Here is an 18,422-nt window from a genome sequence, read left to right on the forward strand (position 1 = left end):
GGGCCTTCCCCGGCCCGCGGTCCGGTTCCCGGTCTCCGCCTCCCGTCGGTCATGGCGTCGGTACGGGTGTGGGTGCCGGCATCACCGCCGGCGTCGGCATCGGCGCGGGTCAGCGCGGGCCGGGCGCGGTCAGCCGGGGTCGCCGCCGCCGACCGGGAGCACCGTGCCGGTGATGTAGGAAGCCTCGTCGGAGGCGAGGAAGCAGATCGCGGCTGCCTGTTCCTCCGGTGTGCCGTAGCGCTTCATCAGTGTGGATGCGACGGTCTGGTCCACGATCTGCTGGTACCAGTGCCGCTCCTGCCCGGTGCGGGGCGCGGGCCCCCGGGCCACGCGTCGGGGCGGGGCGTCGGTGCCGCCCGCCGCGGTGGCGACGACCCGGATCCCGTACGGGGCGGCTTCCATGGCGAGGGAGGCGGTGAGCGCGTTGACGCCGCCCTTGGCCGCCGAGTAGGGGATGCGGTTGATGCCCCGGGTGGCGATGGAGGAGACGTTGACCACGGTGCCGGAGCGCTGCTCGATGAGATGGGGCAGGACGGCCCGGGTGGTCCAGAGGGTGGGGAAGAGGGAGCGCCGGATCTCCGCCTGGATCTCGTCGGGTGTGTAGTGCTCGTAGGGTTTGGCCCAGATGGTCCCGCCGACGTTGTTGACGAGGACATCGATCCGGCCCAGCCGTGCCAGCGACTCCGTGACTGCCGACTCGGCGCCCTCGTAGGTCTCCAGGTCGGCGAGGACGGCGTGCGCCCCGAGATCGGCGGCGGCCTCGTGGACGGTCTCCGCGCGGTCGACCAGGACGACATCGGCGGATTCCGCGACGAGCCGGTGGGCGACGGCCAGGCCGATGCCCTGGGCGGCGCCGGTGACGACGGCCTTCCTGCCCGCGAACCGGCCGGTGTGCACGCTCGGGCCGGACCCGATCGGCGCGTTCACGCGGCCCTCGCCGTCTCGCGTACGGCGGCCGGGGTGAATTTCTCGTAGTGGAAGGCCGCCGGGGTCACGCCGAGCGATGCGATGTGTCCGCGTACGCCTTCCACCATGGCGGGCGGTCCGCACAGATAGATGTCCGCGTCGCCGTCGTGGAGGGTGCCGGTGTCCATCAGCGCCGTCACGAAGCCCTTGTTGCGGGCGGTGGTCGCCGGGTCGGCGACACAGTGGTCGAAGGTGAAGGAGGGGATCGCTTCCGTGTAGTGCGCCAGGGTGTCCAGGTGGACGAGGTCCTCGTCGGTGGTGACGCCGTAGAGCAGATGGACCGGGTGGGCAGCGGCGGCCGGGGCCGTGGAGAGGCGGTCGAGCATGGACAGCAGCGGGGCGAGGCCGGTGCCGCCCGCCAGCAGGAGGGCGGGGCGGACGAGGTCGCGGAGGTAGAAGCCGCCCATGGGGCCGGTGAACTCCAGTCGGTCGCCGACGCGGGCCCGTCCCGTCAGATAGCCGGACATGGCGCCGCCCGCCACGATCCGTACCAGGAAGGAGACCTGTCGTCGGCCGGGGCCCGAGCTGAAGGAGTAGGAGCGGCTCTGGCCGGTGCCGGGGACGGCGATGTTCACATACTGGCCGGGCAGGAAGTCCAGTGCCGGTCGCGCGTCGACGTCGAGTGCGAGTTCGACGGTGGTGGCCGAGTGGTGCTCGATCCCGGAGACCGTGGCGGTGTGGGTGGCCGCCGCGGTCTTCGCGGCGGCGGAGGAGGAGGGGATCCTCAGGACGAGGTCGCTCCGCGGGGTCATCTGGCAGGGCAGACAGTAGCCGTGGGCGGCCTCGTCGTCGGTGAGTGCCTCGTCGATGTAGTCGCCTCCGTCGTACGTTCCCGACTCGCAGAGGGACTTGCAGGTGCCGCAGGCGCCGTCGCGGCAGTCCAGCGGAATGTTGATGCGTGCCTTGTACGAGGCTTCGGCGACGGTCTCGCCGGGGCGGCACGCGACGAAGCGGGTGATGCCGTCCTCGAAGTTCAGGGCGACCTGGAAGGACATGTTCTCGCTCATTTCCGAACGGAGCGGCGGTCGGCTCAGACGTGGTAGATGTCGACGACGTGGTGCACGTAGTCGTTCTTCAGGACGACCCGCTTGCGGGTGATCAGCGGCTCGGGGCCGGAGAGGTCGAGCGTGCAGTACGACGTACCGAAGTAGGTGTCGACGCTCTGGTAGCGGTAGTAGAGGGTGAACCAGTTGAACCGGATCTCCACCGTGTCGCCGTCGCGGCCGGTGATCTCGACATTGGTGATGTTGTGGCCGGTGCGCGGCTCGGGCAGGCTCGTGGCGCTGGAGCGGTCGGTGCGGATACGGAAGACGCGGTCCTCCAGGCCGGCCCGGTTCGGGTAGTAGATCAGGGAGATCTCCCGCTGCGGGTCGGTGGTGAGCCGGTCGTCGTCCGCCCAGGCAGGCATCCAGAACTCGGCGTCCGGGTGGTAGCACTCCAGCCACTGCTCGAACTCGCGGTCGTCCAGATGGCGGGCCTCGCGGTAGAGGAACTGACGGATCCGCTCCAGGGTGGCCGGCCCTTCGGCGGTCTCCGCGACGGCCGCAGAGCCGCCCGTGCCGGTCACCGGCGTCACTTCGTTCACCGTCGTCACTTCGCCGCCTCCGTCTCCGTGTTTTCCGTGTCCCCCGTGTTTTCCGTGTCCCCCGCGCTCGTCGCGCACAAGCTCGCGGCCGGGGTCTCGGCCAGGGCCTTGCGCAGGGTGTCGAGCCAGTAGCCGTGCTGGATGGTGTAGAGGCCTTCGTCCTCCGTGCGCACGCCGCTGGCGATCGGGTTGATGCCGATCTTCTTCGCGTCCTCGTCCGGGCCGTCGATCTGGTGTGTCGCACCACGGCTGAGGTCGTTCCAGGGCATGGACCGGGCCATATACGTCTTCTGGCAGGAGCGGAACTCCTCCAGATCGTCCGGCGTTGCCATGCCGGTCGCGTTGAAGAAGTCCTCGTACTGCCTGATCCGGCGGGCACGGTCCTCGGCCGGTTCGCCCTTCGGGGCGATGCAGTAGATGGTGACCTCGGTCCGGTCCACGGAGATGGGCCTGAAGTGCCGGATCTGCGAACTGAACTGGTCCATCAGATAGACATTCGGGTACAGACACAGATTCCGGGACACGCCGATCATCCAGTCGGCCTTCTCCTCGCCGAACTCGGCGGCCAGTTCGTCGCGGCGCTCCGACAGCGGCCTGTTGGCGGGGTCGAGCCACTTGGTCCACAGCAGGAGGTGGCCGTGCTCGAACGAGTAGAAGCCGCCCTTCTGTTTCGACCAGCCGCCCGCGTCCATGGTCCTGGTGTCGTTCCTGGACTCCCCCGAGGTACGGCGGGCCTGGGTGGCGGCGTAGTTCCAGTGGGTGGCGGAGACGTGGTAGCCGTCGGCGCCGTTCTCCGCCTGGAGCTTCCAGTTCCCGTCGTAGTGGTACGTCGAGGAACCACGCAGCACCTCCAGTCCGTCGGGGGACTGGTCGACCACCATGTCGATGACGACCGCCGCGTCGCCCAGGTGCTCCCTGAGCGGCTTGACGTCCGGGTTGAGGCTGCCGAAGAGGAAGCCACGGTAGCTCTCGAAGCGGGCGACCCTGGTCAGGTCGTGCGAGCCGTCGGTGTTGAACTGCTCGGGATAGCCGGCCCCCCGGGGGTCCTTCACCTTCAGCAGCCGTCCGCTGTTGCTGAACGTCCAGCCGTGGAAGGGGCAGGTGAAAGTGGTGCGGTTGTCGGTCTTGCGCCGGCACAGCATCGCGCCCCGGTGGCTGCACGCGTTGACGAGGCAGTGCAGTACGCCCTGCTTGTCCCGGGAGATCACCACCGGCTGCCGGCCGATGCAGGTCGTGAAGTAGTCCCCGACCTCCGGGATCTGGCTCTCGTGCGCGAGATAGACCCAGTTCCCCTCGAAGATGTGCTTCATCTCCAGTTCAAAGAGTTCCTCGTCGGTGAAGACACTCCGCCGCACCCGGTACACACCGGTGTCCGGGTCCTCCACGAGGGCGTCGTCGAGGATGCTTCGCGCGCGGCTGCGGACCTCAGTCATGACCGCCCCTTTCGCCTCTGGGCCGGGCCGCCTCGCCGGCGGCTTCGTTGCCATTGCTTTTCAGCACCATGACAGCGAGGTGAAGAGTCGGCCCCGGACATTCCCCCAGGGTTGACCCAGGGGGGTATTGATATCGCGGTCGTCTCAATACCCTGCTGACAGATATTTGCGGGCCACGGGGCCGGCTTCCTACGCTGAGGCGCAATCGAGGGCCCCGGACACGGGAAAGAGGCAGCCCCGATGGAATTCAGGCACCTTCGCTATTTTGCGGCCGTCGCCGAGACCTGTCATTTCGGCAGGGCCGCGGAGAAGTTGCACATGGCACAGCCTCCGCTCTCGCAGGCGATCCGCCGGCTGGAGACGGAGCTGGGCGTCGAGCTGTTCACCCGTACCACCCGGCAGGTCGCCCTGACCGGCGCCGGCGAGGTCTTCCGCACCGATGTGGAACGCATCCTCAAGGCCGTCGACGAGGCGGTCACCCGGGTGGGGCGCTTCGCCTCGGGGGTGGAGGGGGTGCTGCGGCTCGGCCTGACGGGCTCCGCCTCGTACCGACAGCTGCCCGCGCTGGCCCGGCTGCTGAAACACACGATGCCGCACGTGGTGATGGAGGTGCACACGGACATGCTCACGCCCGCCCAGGAAGTGGGGCTGATCGAGCGGCGTCTCGATGTCGGCGTGCTGCGCCCGCCGGTGCGCCGCGAGGGCATCGCCCACCGGAAGCTCGCGGACGAGCCGCTGGTCGTCGCCGTACCCGAGGAGCACTGGCTCGCCGGGGCCGGCGGCGTCCGCATCGAGCAGCTGCGCCACGAGGACTTCATCATGTACGGCGCCGCTCTCGGCTCCGTCGTCGGCGACACCGTCGTCCGCACCTGTCTGGCCTCCGGTTTCTTCCCGCACCGCGCCTACGAGGTGACCGAGACCTCCGCCGCCCTGGCGCTGGTCGCGGCCGGGCTCGGCATCGCCGTCCTGCCGGATTCCATCCGCTCCGCGCCCCGCGAGGGCGTGCGGTGCAAGGAGATCGAGAACGCGCCGACCGTGCCGCTGGCCCTGGCCTGGCGCGAGGACGACGGATCACCGCTGCTGCGGAATCTCCGCAAGGTGCTGGAGCACGAAGGCCTCTTTCCCCAAAAGGCCGGAACAGACGAAAGAACCGAAGCGAACGAAGGAATTGCATGAAGATCGTGGCGGTGGAGGCCATCCCCTTCGCCATTCCCTACGCGAAACCGCTGAGATTCGCGAGCGGCGAAGTGCGTACCGCCGACCATGTCCTGATCCGGGTGCGCACCGACGACGGGCTCACCGGGACCGCGGAGGCCCCGCCCCGCCCGTACACCTACGGCGAGACCCAGGAGTCGATCGTCGCGGTGATCGACAAGATCTTCGCTCCGCAGCTCCTGGGTCTCACGGCGCTGGAGCGCGAGACCGTGCACGCCCGGCTGAACCGGACCGTGGGCAATCCCACCGCGAAGGCGGCGATCGACCTGGCCCTGTGGGACATCCTCGGCCAGGCCACCGGAGCGCCGGTCTGCGGACTGCTCGGCGGCTGGACCGACCGGATGCGGGTGAGTCACATGGTCGGCTTCGCGCCCGCCGACGAGATGGTCGCGGAAGCGGAACGGGTCCGGGACACCTACGGCATCACCACCTTCAAGGTGAAGGTCGGCCGGCAGCCGTACGGCGAGGACGTGGCGGCCTGCCGTGCGCTGCGGGAAGCCCTCGGCCCCGGAGTCGAGCTGTACGTCGACGGCAACCGCGGCTGGTCCGCGTCCGAGGCGGCGCGCGCCCTGTCCGAGATGGCGGACCTGGGACTGCTCTTCGCCGAGGAACTGTGCCCGGCCGACGATGTGCTGGGGCGCCGCCGGCTGGTCGCGGGGAGCCCCGTCCCGTTCATCGCCGACGAGAGCGCCACCCGGCCGGCCGAGGTGACACGCGAACTCCTCGGCGGCTCCGCCACCGCCATCAGCATCAAGACCGCGCGTACCGGATTCACCGGCTCGCAGCGGGTCCTGTACGGATGCGAGGGCCTGGGCGTGGAGGTGGTGATGGGCAATCAGATCGACGGCCAGATCGGCACCCTCTGCTCGGTCGCGTTCGGTGCGGCCCATCGCGCGTCGTCCCGGTACGCGGGCGAACTCTCCAACTTCCTCGACATGACCGACGACCTCCTCACCGAGCCGCTGACCATCGAGTCCGGCACGCTGCGCGTCCGCGAGGGCGCCGGGCTCGGCATCGACATCGACCCCGACAAGCTGGCCCGCTACCGGCAGGACCGCTGACACTCACCCCAGGGACGGGACACCCATGACCGACATCCTCACCGAAGCCGCAGCCGAAGCCGCAGCCGAGCAGGCCACCGCCGCCGCTTCCGGAGCCGCCGCCACCGAGCGCTTCCGCAGCAGGCAGCGCACGGAGAGCGCCACCGCCGACCCGAACACCGCCGACCCGAGCACCGCCGACACCACAGACACCTCCCACACCACCCGTGTCAACGCGCTGGTCTCCGAACTCCTCGCCGCCGCCCACGACATCATCCGCCACCACCAGGTCACCTACGCCGAGTACGACGCCCTCAAGTCCTGGCTGATCCAGGTCGGCGAGGACGGCGAGTGGCCCCTCTTCCTCGACGTATGGCTGGAGCACGTCGTCGAGGAGGTCGCCCACGAGAGCCGCCGGGGCAGCAAGGGCACCATCGAGGGCCCGTACTACGTCCCCGGTTCCCCACTCCTGCCCGCCACGGCGGCCCTCCCCATGCGCGACGGCGAACAGGGCACCCCTCTCGCCTTCCAGGGACAGGTCACGGACGTGGACGGGGCGCCGCTCGCCGGGGCCTCGGTCGAGATCTGGCAGGCGGACGCCGACGGCTACTACTCGCAGTTCGCCCCGGGCCTGCCGGAGTGGAACCTGCGGGGCACGGTCACCGCCGACGACGAGGGCCGCTTCCGCATCCACACCGTCGAGCCCGCGCCCTACCGGATACCGACCGACGGTTCCTGCGGCCGCCTGATCACGGCCGCCGGCTGGCACGCCTGGCGCCCCGCCCATCTGCATCTGAAGGTCTCGGCCCCGGGCCACCGGCTCATCACCACCCAGCTGTACTTCAGAGGCGGGGAGCACGTCTCCGACGACATAGCCTCCGCCGTCAAGCCGGAGCTGGTGCTCGACCCCGTGCCGGCGGCGGACGGCGACGGCCGCCGTGTCACCTACGACTTCGTCCTCGACAAGCTCGGCACGTCCGACCCGTCCGACCCGTCCGACGAGTTCGACACACTCGACACGTTCGACAAGGTGGGATGACGATGCTGTTCGCGGTACGGATGGACGTCGCGATCCCGCCCGGTCTCGACCCCGGGGTCCGGGCGGACCTGGTCGCCCGTGAGCGGGACTACTGCCAGGAGTTGCAGCGGTCCGGTGCGTGGGCGCACATCTGGCGGTGCGCCGGACAGTACGCCAACATCAGTGTCTTCGACGTCGCCGACAACGAGGCGCTGCACCGGATCCTGTGGAACCTGCCGCTCTTCCCCTATCTGAGCGTCGAGATCACCCCCCTGTCCCAGCACCCCTCGGACCTGGCGGCCGGCTGATGGACAAGACTGTTGCCTCGGCGGCGGCCGCCGTGGCCGATGTGCCGGACGGCGCGACGCTGGCGGTGGGCGGGTTCGGTCTGAGCGGGGTGCCGAACGTCCTGATCCAGGCGGTGTACGAGCGGGGTACGACCGGTCTGGGCGTGGTCTCCAACAACTGCGGGGCGATGGACCGCGGCCTCGCGGTCCTGCTGGCGGCCGGCCGGATCGCCCGCGTGACCGGCTCCTTCATCGGCGCGAACAAGGAGTTCGCCCGGCAGTACCTCGCCGGTGAGCTGGAGGTCGAGCTGATCCCCCAGGGCACGCTGGCGGAGCGGCTGCGCGCCGGAGGATCCGGAATCCCCGCCTTCTACACACCCGCCGGGGTCGGCACCCAGATCTCCGAGGGCGGTCTGCCGTGGCGCTACGACGGCTCCGGCGGGGTCGCGCTGGCCTCGCCGCCCAAGGAGGTCCGCGCGTTCGACGGCAAGGAGTACGTCCTGGAACGCGGGATACGCACCGATTACGCGCTGGTCCGGGCCGCGCGCGGCGACCGCCACGGCAACCTGGTCTTCCACCGGTCGGCCCGGAACTTCAACCCCCTGGCGGCGATGGCCGGCCGGATCACGATCGCCGAGGTCGAGGAGGTGGTAGAGCCCGGCGGACTGGACCCGGACGCGGTGCACGTACCCGGCGTCTTCGTCCAGCGCGTCGTGGCCCTCACACCCGAGCAGGCCGCCGACAAGAGCATCGAACAGCGGACGGTGAGCGACTGATGGCCTGGACACGCCAGGAGATGGCCGCGCGGGCGGCGGGTGAGCTGCGCGACGGGCAGTACGTCAACCTCGGCATCGGCCTGCCGACGCTGATCCCCAATCATCTGCCCGAGGGGGTGGAAGTGGTCCTGGAGAGCGAGAACGGCATCCTGGGCACCGGCCCCTACCCCACCCGCGACGAGGTCGACCCGGATCTCATCAACGCCGGGAAGGAGACCGTCACCGTCCTGCCGGGGGCGTCCTTCTTCGACTCGGCCCTGTCGTTCGGGATGATCCGGGGCGGGCACATCGACGTCGCCGTCCTGGGCGCGATGCAGGTGTCCGAGAAGGGCGACCTCGCCAACTGGGCGGTCCCGGGGAAGCTCGTCACCGGCATCGGCGGCGCGATGGACCTCGTCCACGGCGCCCGTACCGTCGTCGTGGTGATGACCCACACCGCCAAGGACGGTTCCCCGAAGATCCTCACCGAGTGCGCGCTGCCCCTGACCGGCCGGGCCTGCGTGGACCGGATCATCACCGACCTGGGCGTCCTCGATGTCACGGACGAGGGCCTGGTGCTGGTCGAGACCGCGCCGGGGGTGGAGATCGCGGAGATCGCGGAGAGGACCGGTGCCCGGCTCTCCGTCGCGGCAGAGCTGCGGGAAGAACTGCGGGACGAGCTGCGGGACGAGCTGCGGAACGGCACACAGGAGGGCACGCGGTGAAGAACGTCTACATCGTCGACGCCGTACGCACCCCGATCGGGAAGTACAACGGAGGCCTCGCTTCCGTCCGTCCCGACGACCTCGCCGCGCATGTCGTACGGGAACTCCTCGCCCGGACACCCGGCCTCGAACCGGAGCGGATCGACGACGTCCACTTCGGCAACGCCAACGGCGCGGGCGAGGAGAACCGCAACGTCGGCCGCATGGCCGCCCTCCTCGCCGGGCTGCCCACGACCGTCCCGGGCGTCACCGTCAACCGCCTGTGCGCCTCCGGCCTGGAGGCCGTCGTCCAGGCCGCCCGCGCCATCGCCTGCGGTGACGCGTCCGTCGTCCTCGCGGGCGGTGTCGAGTCCATGACCCGCGCCCCCTACGTCCTGCCCAAGAGCGACCGGGCGTTCCCGGCGGCCCACACCGAGATGTACTCCACCACCCTCGGCTGGCGCATGGTCAACCCGGCCATGGAGCCGCAGTGGACGGTGCCCCTCGGCGAGTCCGCCGAACTCGTCGCCGAGAAGTACGGAATCAGCCGTGTCCAGCAGGACGAGTACGCCCTGCTGAGCCACCGGAAGGCCGCCCGCGCGCAGGCCGAGGGGCTGTTCGACGCCGAACTGGCGCCCGTGCCGGTCCCGCGGCGCCGGGGCGGACCGCACCTGGTCGCGGCGGACGAGTGCGTACGCCCGGACACCTCCCTCGCCGGACTCGCGGCGCTCCGGCCGGCCTTCCGTCCGCACGGCGGCACGGTCACCGCCGGAAACGCCTCGCCCCTCAACGACGGCGCGGCGGCGCTGCTCCTCGCGGACGAGGAAGGGCTCCGGAGCATGGCCCGCGAACCCCTCGCCCGGATCGCGGCCACCGGTGTCTGTGCCATCGATCCCCACTACTTCGGCCTGGGGCCGGTCGAGGCCGTGCACCGTGCGCTCGCCAAGGCGGGCCGGACCTTCGCCGACCTGGACGTCCTCGAACTCAACGAGGCATTCGCCGCGCAGGTCCTCGGCTGTCTCGCCGCATGGCCGGATATCGACCCGGCGATCCTCAACCCCCAGGGCGGAGCCCTCGCCCTCGGCCATCCACTGGGCGCCTCCGGTGCCCGCCTGGCCGGGACCGTCGCCCATCAGCTCGCCCGCAGGGGGCACGGCACCGGCGTCGCGACCCTCTGCGTCGGCGTCGGACAGGGCCTCGCCCTCGTCCTCGAACGCTGACCGACCATCAACCATCGATGTGCGGGAGATCCGTGCTGCATCACCACCTCGCCGGTCCGGCCGGCGCCCCACCGCTGATCCTCGGCCCCTCCCTCGGGACCTCCACAGCTGTCTGGGAGCGCCAGCTGCCGGCCCTCTCCCGCCGTTTCCGGGTGCTCCGCTTCGACCTGCCCGGGCACGGCGGCTCCCGGGCCGATGTCCTGCCCGCCCCGGAGCCCGGCCGTACCACGGTCGAGGATCTGGCGTCGCTGGTGCTCGCCGTCGCCGACCACCACGGCTGGGACCGGTTCCACTACGCGGGCATCTCCCTCGGCGGCGCCATCGGCGCGCGGCTCGCGGCCCACTGCCCGCGGCGGGTCGCCTCGCTCGCGCTGGTCTGCTCGTCCGCGCGGTTCGGGCCGCCGGAACCGTGGTACGAGCGGGCCGGCCTGGTACGGCTCCGGGGGACCGCTCCCCTGCTGGAGACCAGCCCGGCCCGCTGGTTCGCCGCTACGGAAGCGGCGGCGGACACGGAGACGCGTACCCCTTTCGCCCGCGGACTCCTCGGCGACCTGGCCGGGGCGGACCCGGTCGGCTACGCGGCCTGCTGCGACGCCCTCGCCGCGTACGACCTCCGCCCGGACCTGCACCGGATCACCGCCCCCACCCTCGTCGTCGGAGGCTCCCGGGACAGCGCGACCCCGGTGGCGCACGCCCGGGAACTCGCGGAGGGCATTCCGGGCAGTTCGCTCGCCGTGATCGACTGCGGCCATCTCGCCGCCGAACGGCCCGGCGAGCTGCGGGCCGCGCTGACCGCACATCTGGACGCGGCCGCGGCCGCTGCCCCGCCCGCGGCCCCTCCCGTATCGGCCCCCGGAAACGGAACGCGGCTTCCGCCGCCCGGATGAACCGTTCTACCCTGCGCGTACGCACGACGGGCATCGGAGGTCGCTGTGCGCCCTGATGACACCACGCTCCGTCCGGAGATCGCGCACTCCTGGTGGCGGTCCGAGCGGAGCGGGCTGACGCCCACCGCGCCGAACCTGCGGGTGGAGCCGGACGCGGTGGACCGGCGTGGCCGGCTGCGGGCCGCCGCCGGACCGGTCCTCGCCGAGCTGGCCGGTCAGCTCGGCGACGCGGACTTCTGTGTCCTGCTCGCCGATCGCGAGTCGCGGATCGTGGACCTGTCCTGCGGGGCGCGTCCACTGCGCGACCGGCTGGAGGCGCTGGGTGTGGTGGCGGGCGGGGTGTTCCTGGAGGAGACGACCGGGACGAACTCGATAGCGACCGCGCACGAGCTGCGGCGGGGCGTCGCCGTGCACGGCGATGAGCACTATCTGGAGCCGTTCAAACGGTTCAGCTGCTACGGCCATCCGATCACGCATCCGGTGACCCGCCGGCTCCAGGGCGTACTGGACATCACCTGCCACAGCGGAAGCGATTCCCCGCTGCTGGCCCCGCTCGTCGCGCGCGCCGCCCGGGACATCGAGGAACGGCTGCTGCGCACCGCTCGCGCGGCCGAGCAGCGGATGCTGGCGGCCTTCCAGGCGGCGGCCGGACGCGACCGGGCGGTGCTCGTCCTCGGCGAAGGGGTGGTGCTGGCCACTCCCGCCGCCGTGGAACTCCTCGACCCTGTCGACCATGTACGCCTGCGGGGCATCGCCGCCGACGCCGGGCCGGGCCGCGAGGCCGTGGGTGCCAGTGCCGGTGCCGGTGCCGGTGCCGGTGCCGGTGACGAGTACCGGCTGCCGGCCGTCGAGCTGTCCTCGGGGCGGACCCTGGCCGTGACCTTCCGGGCCGTCGCCGGGTCCGACAGGGTGCTCTTCACGTTCCACCGGCCTCGGAGCGCCGCTCCCCCGGCCCACCGCCACGGCCCCAGGTCCGGTTCCGGGTCCCTGCGGCAGTCCGCCGCTCCCGCGGCACCCCCGGTGTACGTCGGCGGCGTGCCCGGTACCGGTCGCACCACGACGGCGCGGTCGCTCGCGGGTACGGAGCCGGCGCGTGTCATCACCCTCGACGCCTCGGAGGCGGCGGTACGGGGCGAAGCCGCCTGGCTCACCGATCTGGACCGGGCCCTGGCCGGCCTGGAGCCCGCGCCGGCGGAGCAGGCGGCCGGCAGCGGCCCCGGCCTGCTGGTCGTCGAGGACGTACAGCTGCTGCCCGCGGCCTCCACGGCACGCCTGCGGCGGATCATGGAAGGGCGGCCCGGCCCGCGGATCGCCCTGACCGGACCGCCCCGGGCCGAGCTGACCGGCCCCCACGCGGCCCTCGCCGCCGACTGCCCCGACCACATCGAACTGCCCCGGCTGCGCGACCGTACGGCGGAGCTGCCGGAACTCGTCCGGACCATGGTCGACGCCCTGCTCGACCCCCTGGTCGACGCCCCGGGCACCGGCGGCCGGCCGCGCTTCACCCCGGCCGCCCTGGCCGCCCTCTCCGGCCACCCCTGGCCCGGCAACCTGCGGGAGCTGCACACGGTCGTGCGGAGCGCCGTCGAGCGCCGGTCCGCCGGGGACATCACCCCCCGCGATCTGCCCGAGCGGTACCGGGTCAGCCCGGGCCTTCGCGCCCTGACACCGCTGGAACGTGCCGAGTACGACACGATCGCCGCCGCCCTGCTCGCGTGCGACGGCAACAAGCTGCGGGCCGCGAAACGTCTCGGCATCAGCCGCACCACGCTCTACAACCGGATGCGCGCACTACGGATCACCGCCTGAGCCCGGACCCGCAGATCACCCGGGAGCGCGGCGGCGATGCAACCGGCCGGGCGCCGGAACGTTGTCCAGAATGTGAACAGTCCGCGCGGTCCGCGCTGCTCTACTGTGCCGGAAACCCCTGGCAAAGGAGCCGGACCATGCGGATCGACGCAGCGCCGCCCGTGCGCGGGGGCGTCCTGGCGGAGCGAGCCCCGTACCCTCGTCGCGCCCTCCCCCGCGTGCCGGGCCCCCGGCCGGCCCGCACCGCACCGGCGATCCGCCGCGTGGTGGCCCCCGCACCGGGCCGCCCCGCGCACAGCGGCGCCCCCGACGCCCCCGCCACGGCCCCGCGCCGTGCCACCGCCCCCTCGTCCCGCTCCTCGCGCCCCCACGACCGAGGAGTCCTGTGATGGATCTGCGTTACGACACCTTCTACATCGGCGGCGCCTGGGTCCGCCCCGACAGCGGCCGCACGATCACCCCGGTCGACGCCAGTACCGAGGAACCGCTCGGCGAGGTCCCCGAGGGCACCGGGGCCGACATCGACCGCGCGGTCGCCGCGGCCCGTACCGCCTTCGACGACCCGTCGGGCTGGGCGGGCTGGGAGCCCGCCCGCCGGGCCGGGGCGATGGAGCGCCTCGCCGACGCGATCGACCTGCGGGCCGACGGATTCGTGGCCCGGGTCAGCGCACAGAACGGCATGCCCGTCGCGGTCGCCCGCCAGCTGGAGGCCGGCTATCCGAGCGCGATTCTGCGCTATTACGCGGGCCTGGCGCGGGAGCTGTCGGTGGCGGAGACGCGGCCGGGGCTCCTCGGCGGCCCGATCGAGGTCCGCAGGGCACCGGTCGGCGTCGTCGCGGCGATCGTCCCGTGGAACTTCCCCCAGGCCCTGACCATGTTCAAGCTCGCCCCGGCGCTGGCGGCCGGCTGCACGGTCGTCGTCAAACCCTCCCCCGAGACGGTCCTCGACGCCTATCTGCTGGCCGAGGCCGTGGCAGAGGCGGGCCTCCCGCCCGGTGTGGTCAACATCGTCCCGGGCGGCCGGGCGGCCGGGGCCCACCTGGTCGCGCATCCGTCCGTCGACAAGGTCGCCTTCACCGGCTCCACCGCCGCCGGCCGCGCCATCGGCGAGGTCTGCGGCCGGCTGCTGCGCCCGGTCACCCTGGAGCTGGGCGGCAAGTCCGCGGCGATCGTCCTGGACGACGCCGACCTGGACCTGGCGAAGATCGGCGAGGGTCTGTTCGGCGCCACTCTCCTCAACAACGGCCAGACCTGTTTCCTGGGCACCCGCGTCCTGGCCCCGCGCCACCGGTACGCCGAAGTGGTCGACGCCTTCACCGCGTTCGCCGGGTCCCTCCCCGTCGGCGACGCGAGCGACCCCGCGACCCGGATCGGGCCGATGGCCACGCGGCTCCAGCGGGAGCGGGTCGAGTCGTACATCGCCAAGGGCCTCGGCGACGGCGCGCGCCTGACGACCGGCGGGGGCCGCCCCGCCGGTCTCGACCGGGGCTGGTTCGTGGAGCCGACCGTCTTCGCGGATGTCGACAACACCTCCGTCGTCGCCCAGGAGGAGATCTTCGGTCCGGTGCTCTCCGTCATCGCGTACGACGACGTGGACGACGCCGTACGTCTCGCCAATGACTCCGACTTCGGCCTCGGCGGTACGGTGTGGACCTCCGACCCGGAGCGCGGAGCGGCCGTCGCCCGCCGGGTGCAGACGGGGACCATCGGCGTCAACCGCTACATACCCGACCCTGCGGCCCCCTTCGGTGGCATCAAGTCGAGCGGCCTTGGGCGGGAGCTGGGGCCGGAGGGCCTGGCGTCCTACCAGCAGACGCAGACGATCTACCTCTGACCCTGGCCCCCTGATCACTGACCGGTAAAGGCCGGACCCCCTCCACCGATCGGGGTGGAGGGGGTCCGGCTCTCCGGCGCGTCGACCGGTGTCAGGAGTTCCGGACCGCCACGGGCCCGTGCCGCCGGCCCACGCCGAGCGCGGTGGGCCGGCGGCCGTCACGGCCTACGTGCCGTGGTAGGCGTCGTGGACGGTGATGGTGCTCCTGTTGTCCTTCGTGTCCACGATCTGCGCCCGGAAGGAGATCGACTTGCCCTTGGCCGGGTTCTTCACCGTGATCTTGCCCCGGGTGACCGTCACCTTCTTCCATGACGTGCCGTCGTAGGAGACGGAGACCGTGAGGGACTTCAGCCCCTTGCCCGCCGCCGGGCCCTCGACGGTCACGGGGATGGTGGCCTGCCTGCCCGCCGGGACGGTGTTGTCCAGCGCCGGCTTCGCGTCGAGGCGGACCGAGGAGAGCGGCAGCGTGTCCACCGTGCCCTTGGCGGGCTGCTGCGACGTGAAGGTCCAGGCGGCGTCGATACGGACGGCGGTCCTGGTGATCTTCTTGTCCCGCCGCACCGAGGTGGCCAGGGTGTACACGGCCCGGTCCGCGCCGACCTCGAAGGGGTTCGACGCACTGATCGGGTCCTTCGTCTCACCGATCTTCGTCGTCCCCCGGTGCAGGGTGGTCTTCGCCGACGCGTGGTGGGAGTAGGCCGGCTGGCCCTTGCCGTCGCTGAAGAGGGCCACATCGCCGTAGATCCTGCCGCCCTCGCGGTAGGCACCGCTGATGTCCTTCCGCACCAGCGGCGAGTGCACCCCCGTACCGATGGTCTCGGTGTAGGTCCGGCCCGGACGGTAGACCTTGCTCGGGGTGAAGGTCCTCACCTCGTCCCCCCAGGGGTCCGGCACCTTCGCCCGGGACTGGACGCTCTCCAGGGACCAGGTGGCTCCGGGGCCCGAAGCGACCGCCAGGTTCCGGACGCCGGGGAGGGGCTGCGGTCCGCCGTCCAGGTAGGAGGTGATGCCGCCCAGCTCGCTCGCCAGGGTGAGATAGCCGTACTTGCCCTTCACCGAGGACGCCGTGCCGACCTTCACCGTGGCGAAGTCACCGGCCTTGAACTTCTTGGTGTAGCCGGTGGAGTACTTCTTCGCCGGGCCACCGGTGACCGTGGTGTACTCGGTCGGGCCGACCGGCTTCCACCGGGTGGTCCAGGACTCGGCGAACGAGCCGGCGGTGGCCTCCGGGCCCAGATGCGCGGTGCGCACATTGGTCAGCGAGTCGAAGAAGAAGCCGTCGTTGCTCCGATGGGCGCCCTTGCCCACCGCGTACCCGAGCACCGCGCGGCTCAGCTTCGCCTTCCGGTCCGGGACGGTGATGGAGACCGGCTTGGCCTTGCGGGCGTCGACGGTGACCGTGGTGTTCCTGGTCAGGGAGAGCCTCGGCTGGATGAGCAGGTCGTAGCCCTTGGCGTAGTTCCTCGGGTCCACGGCTCCGCTGGAGCTGAGGGCGTACTCGCCCCGCAGGAGGCGGATCGTGACGCTGCTGGCCTCGTCGTCGAACATGTACGAACCCCCGTCCTCGAAGAGCCCGTAGAGCATCGAGGAGAGGTTCCGGGTCGGCTTGCCGTCCCGTCCGATGTACTTGATGGTGAGGTCGTACCGCTCCGGCTCCCGCTCCACGCCCGCGACGGTGCGCACGCTCTGCCCGCCGCCGGTCGCCACGACGGAGGCCGAGTAGTAGCCGTCGGCCGTCCCTCCGATGCGGGTGTCCACGGACAGGTCCACGGAGGCGGTGCCGCCGGCGGGGACGGTTACCCGGCCGGTGCCCAGGGTGAAGAAGCCGGCCGGGGCGGGCCTGCCCTTCGGGCCGTATCCGGTGGCCTTCACATCGAGGGTGATGTCCGTGTCGCCCAGGTTGCGGTAGGTGATCTTCCGGGTCTGGGGGGTGTCGTCGTGGTGCGGCCACGACTGCTGGGCGAAGCTCACCGACGAGGGGTCGGCGACGACGCTCTGCCCGATCGCCCGCTCCAGGGCGATCCGGCCCGTGCCCTGTTCCACGGCGGGCCGGCCGAGATCCTCGGTGGAAGCGGTCAGGGCACTCTTCAGCCGATCGCCCGTCCACCCGGGGTGCCGCTGCTTGAGCAGGGCCGCGGCTCCCGCCACGTGCGGGGTGGCCATCGAGGTGCCGGACTGGGTGGCGTACCCCGCAGGGGCCTGCGGATCGACCTCGGTACCGGCGGCCGCGGCGGCGACGATGTCCACACCGGGGGCGGCGACGTCCGGCTTGATCGCGCCGCCGTCGGCCCGCGGGCCCCGGCTGGAGAAGGGGGCCGTCGCCCCGTCGTCGTCCACGGCGCCGACGGTCAGGGCCCCGTCGGCGCTGCCCGGGGAGCTGATCGAACCGGTGGGGCCACGCCTTCCCTCGTTGCCCGCGCCGACGGCGAAGAGCACGCCCTTCTCCTGGAAGACCTTGTTGACCTGGGCTTCCACCGGGTCGATCTCCGGACCGTCAGGGGCGCCGAGGCTCATGTTGATGACGTCGGCTCCCTGGGCCACGGCCCAGTCGATCCCCCCGATGATGCTGGAGGCGGTGCCGGAGCCGCGGTCGTTGAGCACCTTGCTGCTGATGATCCGGGCGCCGGGGGCGACCCCCTTGTGCGTACCGCCCGATCTGGCGCCGGTGCCCGCCACGGTGGAGGCGACATGGGTGCCGTGGCCGTGCCGGTCCTTCACGTCCTTGGCGTCGGTGAAGTTCTTCTCCGCGACGACCTGCGTCGTCAGATCGGGGTGGGTCCGGTCCACTCCGGTGTCGAGGACGGCGACTTTGACACCGGTGCCGTCGAAACCGGCCCGCCACACCTGGGGAGCGCCGATCCGGGCGACGCTCTTGTCCAGCTTGGCCGAGTACACGCGGTCCAGCCAGATGTGCCGGACGCCGGAGACGGTGGTGGTCCGCGCGTCCGTGCCTCCGCCGGTACGGGTGAGGGAGTCCCACAGGGCGCTCGCCTCCCGGCCCGGGATGGTCACCGCGTCCGCGTTCAGGACCGGAAGGGTCCGGCCGACCCGGACGTCTCCCGCCGTACGCAGGCCCTTCCTGGCCGTGGCCCCCGGGGCGCCGTCGTAGGCGACGATGACCTTCAGGCCCTCGCGGTACGCGGCACGGCTCTCGGCCCTGCTCAGCTCGGTGATGTCGAACAGCCGCCGGTCGAGGCGGCCGGCGGCGATCAGGGAGCGGGCGTCGGCGGGTACGACGTAGGTGCTGCCGTCCTGGGTGAAGGTCTGGACGGGGATGCCCGAGCGGCCCTCGGCCCGGTCGAGAGCGGCCGCCCTGCCCTGGGCGTCGACGCCGACCCGGTCACCGGTGATGAGGGTGACCCAGTGGAGGCCGGCGGCACCGCCCCCGCCCGCCGTGCCGCCCCGGTCCATGAGTGCGGCGCCCGCCCCGAAGGCCACGGCGCCGGCCGTGCCGCCCAAAGGGCCGGCGGAGGCGGATGCCGCCGGGGTGGTCAGCCCCGCGACGAGCGCCGCCGCGACCGCCGTGGTGAGCGTCGCCCCACCGCGATATGAATGTTTCCTGGAGAACACCAATTCCCCCTGCCCGTACGGGTGGTGGTCAGGGAGGTCCGGGAGCGCCACCCGTGATCCACTCCCGCAGGGAAACTCCCATCCCCCACCCGCCCTTGT

General features: G+C 71.8%; 16 protein-coding genes. 11 read left to right on the top strand and 5 right to left on the bottom strand.

What is annotated here, in order from left to right; all coding sequences use genetic code 11:
* Positions 1-129: 129 nt before the first annotated feature.
* The 4 genes from SYYSPA8_RS14280 to benA are packed head-to-tail and all read right to left on the bottom strand — an operon-like array spanning position 130 to position 3,984.
* A complete protein-coding gene (locus SYYSPA8_RS14280) occupies positions 130-927 on the bottom strand; it encodes a 1,6-dihydroxycyclohexa-2,4-diene-1-carboxylate dehydrogenase (RefSeq protein WP_323447517.1) in 798 nt (265 codons plus the stop codon).
* Entirely contained in the window at positions 924-1,973 is a 1,050-nt protein-coding gene (gene benC, locus SYYSPA8_RS14285; RefSeq protein WP_323447518.1) for a benzoate 1,2-dioxygenase electron transfer component BenC, read from the bottom strand. The genes SYYSPA8_RS14280 and benC overlap by 4 nt, the downstream gene beginning before the upstream one ends.
* Positions 1,974-1,996: 23 nt before the next feature.
* Positions 1,997-2,560 (bottom strand): benzoate 1,2-dioxygenase small subunit, encoded by a 564-nt coding sequence (benB, locus tag SYYSPA8_RS14290; RefSeq protein WP_323447519.1) that lies wholly within the window; start codon positions 2,558-2,560, stop codon positions 1,997-1,999.
* Positions 2,557-3,984, bottom strand: coding sequence for a benzoate 1,2-dioxygenase large subunit (gene benA / locus SYYSPA8_RS14295; RefSeq protein ID WP_323447520.1), 1,428 nt, complete (start codon positions 3,982-3,984; stop codon positions 2,557-2,559). Before benA ends, benB begins: the two co-directional genes overlap by 4 nt.
* A gap of 240 nt (positions 3,985-4,224) precedes the next feature.
* Between benA and SYYSPA8_RS14300 the strand changes: the two genes are divergently transcribed.
* The 11 genes from SYYSPA8_RS14300 (at position 4,225) to SYYSPA8_RS14350 (ending at position 14,753) form a co-directional block, all read left to right on the top strand.
* Entirely contained in the window at positions 4,225-5,160 is a 936-nt protein-coding gene (locus SYYSPA8_RS14300; RefSeq protein ID WP_323447521.1) for a LysR substrate-binding domain-containing protein, read from the top strand.
* Entirely contained in the window at positions 5,157-6,260 is a 1,104-nt protein-coding gene (locus SYYSPA8_RS14305) for a mandelate racemase/muconate lactonizing enzyme family protein (RefSeq protein WP_323447522.1), read from the top strand. The genes SYYSPA8_RS14300 and SYYSPA8_RS14305 overlap by 4 nt, the downstream gene beginning before the upstream one ends.
* Positions 6,261-6,285: 25 nt before the next feature.
* A complete protein-coding gene (gene catA, locus SYYSPA8_RS14310; RefSeq protein ID WP_323447523.1) occupies positions 6,286-7,278 on the top strand; it encodes a catechol 1,2-dioxygenase in 993 nt (330 codons plus the stop codon).
* Positions 7,275-7,565 (top strand): muconolactone Delta-isomerase, encoded by a 291-nt coding sequence (locus SYYSPA8_RS14315; RefSeq protein ID WP_456115163.1) that lies wholly within the window; start codon positions 7,275-7,277, stop codon positions 7,563-7,565. Before catA ends, SYYSPA8_RS14315 begins: the two co-directional genes overlap by 4 nt.
* Positions 7,565-8,320, top strand: coding sequence for a CoA transferase subunit A (locus tag SYYSPA8_RS14320; protein WP_323447524.1), 756 nt, complete (start codon positions 7,565-7,567; stop codon positions 8,318-8,320). Before SYYSPA8_RS14315 ends, SYYSPA8_RS14320 begins: the two co-directional genes overlap by 1 nt.
* Positions 8,320-9,024 carry a CoA transferase subunit B gene (locus tag SYYSPA8_RS14325; RefSeq protein ID WP_323447525.1) on the top strand — a complete coding sequence of 235 codons (705 nt, stop codon included), beginning with the start codon at positions 8,320-8,322 and terminating at the stop codon, positions 9,022-9,024. The genes SYYSPA8_RS14320 and SYYSPA8_RS14325 overlap by 1 nt, the downstream gene beginning before the upstream one ends.
* Entirely contained in the window at positions 9,021-10,223 is a 1,203-nt protein-coding gene (locus SYYSPA8_RS14330; RefSeq protein ID WP_323447526.1) for a thiolase family protein, read from the top strand. The genes SYYSPA8_RS14325 and SYYSPA8_RS14330 overlap by 4 nt, the downstream gene beginning before the upstream one ends.
* Positions 10,224-10,255: 32 nt before the next feature.
* Positions 10,256-11,110, top strand: a complete 855-nt coding sequence (locus SYYSPA8_RS14335; RefSeq protein ID WP_323447527.1) for an alpha/beta fold hydrolase — start codon at positions 10,256-10,258, stop codon at positions 11,108-11,110.
* Between the two features lie 45 nt (positions 11,111-11,155).
* Positions 11,156-12,919: a sigma-54-dependent Fis family transcriptional regulator gene (locus tag SYYSPA8_RS14340; RefSeq protein WP_323447528.1), complete on the top strand. Its 1,764-nt coding sequence runs from the start codon at positions 11,156-11,158 to the stop codon at positions 12,917-12,919.
* A gap of 137 nt (positions 12,920-13,056) precedes the next feature.
* Positions 13,057-13,308 (top strand): hypothetical protein, encoded by a 252-nt coding sequence (locus SYYSPA8_RS14345; RefSeq protein WP_323447529.1) that lies wholly within the window; start codon positions 13,057-13,059, stop codon positions 13,306-13,308.
* Positions 13,308-14,753 (top strand): aldehyde dehydrogenase, encoded by a 1,446-nt coding sequence (locus SYYSPA8_RS14350; RefSeq protein WP_323447530.1) that lies wholly within the window; start codon positions 13,308-13,310, stop codon positions 14,751-14,753. Before SYYSPA8_RS14345 ends, SYYSPA8_RS14350 begins: the two co-directional genes overlap by 1 nt.
* 165 nt (positions 14,754-14,918) lie before the next feature.
* Here SYYSPA8_RS14350 and SYYSPA8_RS14355 read toward each other — a convergent pair whose 3' ends face one another.
* Positions 14,919-18,323, bottom strand: coding sequence for a S8 family peptidase (locus SYYSPA8_RS14355; RefSeq protein WP_323447531.1), 3,405 nt, complete (start codon positions 18,321-18,323; stop codon positions 14,919-14,921).
* Positions 18,324-18,422 lie beyond the last annotated feature (99 nt).

The sequence above is a fragment of the Streptomyces yaizuensis genome, assembly GCF_034961445.1.
Taxonomy (GTDB): domain Bacteria; phylum Actinomycetota; class Actinomycetes; order Streptomycetales; family Streptomycetaceae; genus Streptomyces; species Streptomyces yaizuensis.

What these genes read in the sequence shown, in the direction of transcription:
- benC (WP_323447518.1), bottom strand. Translation starts at nt 1,973, where the DNA reads ATGAGCGAGAACATGTCCTTCCAGGTCGCCCTGAACTTCGAGGACGGC.
- benA (WP_323447520.1), bottom strand. Translation starts at nt 3,984, where the DNA reads ATGACTGAGGTCCGCAGCCGCGCGCGAAGCATCCTCGACGACGCCCTC.
- SYYSPA8_RS14300 (WP_323447521.1), top strand. Translation starts at nt 4,225, where the DNA reads ATGGAATTCAGGCACCTTCGCTATTTTGCGGCCGTCGCCGAGACCTGT.
- SYYSPA8_RS14305 (WP_323447522.1), top strand. Translation starts at nt 5,157, where the DNA reads ATGAAGATCGTGGCGGTGGAGGCCATCCCCTTCGCCATTCCCTACGCG.
- catA (WP_323447523.1), top strand. Translation starts at nt 6,286, where the DNA reads ATGACCGACATCCTCACCGAAGCCGCAGCCGAAGCCGCAGCCGAGCAG.
- SYYSPA8_RS14315 (WP_456115163.1), top strand. Translation starts at nt 7,275, where the DNA reads ATGACGATGCTGTTCGCGGTACGGATGGACGTCGCGATCCCGCCCGGT.
- SYYSPA8_RS14320 (WP_323447524.1), top strand. Translation starts at nt 7,565, where the DNA reads ATGGACAAGACTGTTGCCTCGGCGGCGGCCGCCGTGGCCGATGTGCCG.
- SYYSPA8_RS14325 (WP_323447525.1), top strand. Translation starts at nt 8,320, where the DNA reads ATGGCCTGGACACGCCAGGAGATGGCCGCGCGGGCGGCGGGTGAGCTG.
- SYYSPA8_RS14345 (WP_323447529.1), top strand. Translation starts at nt 13,057, where the DNA reads ATGCGGATCGACGCAGCGCCGCCCGTGCGCGGGGGCGTCCTGGCGGAG.
- SYYSPA8_RS14350 (WP_323447530.1), top strand. Translation starts at nt 13,308, where the DNA reads ATGGATCTGCGTTACGACACCTTCTACATCGGCGGCGCCTGGGTCCGC.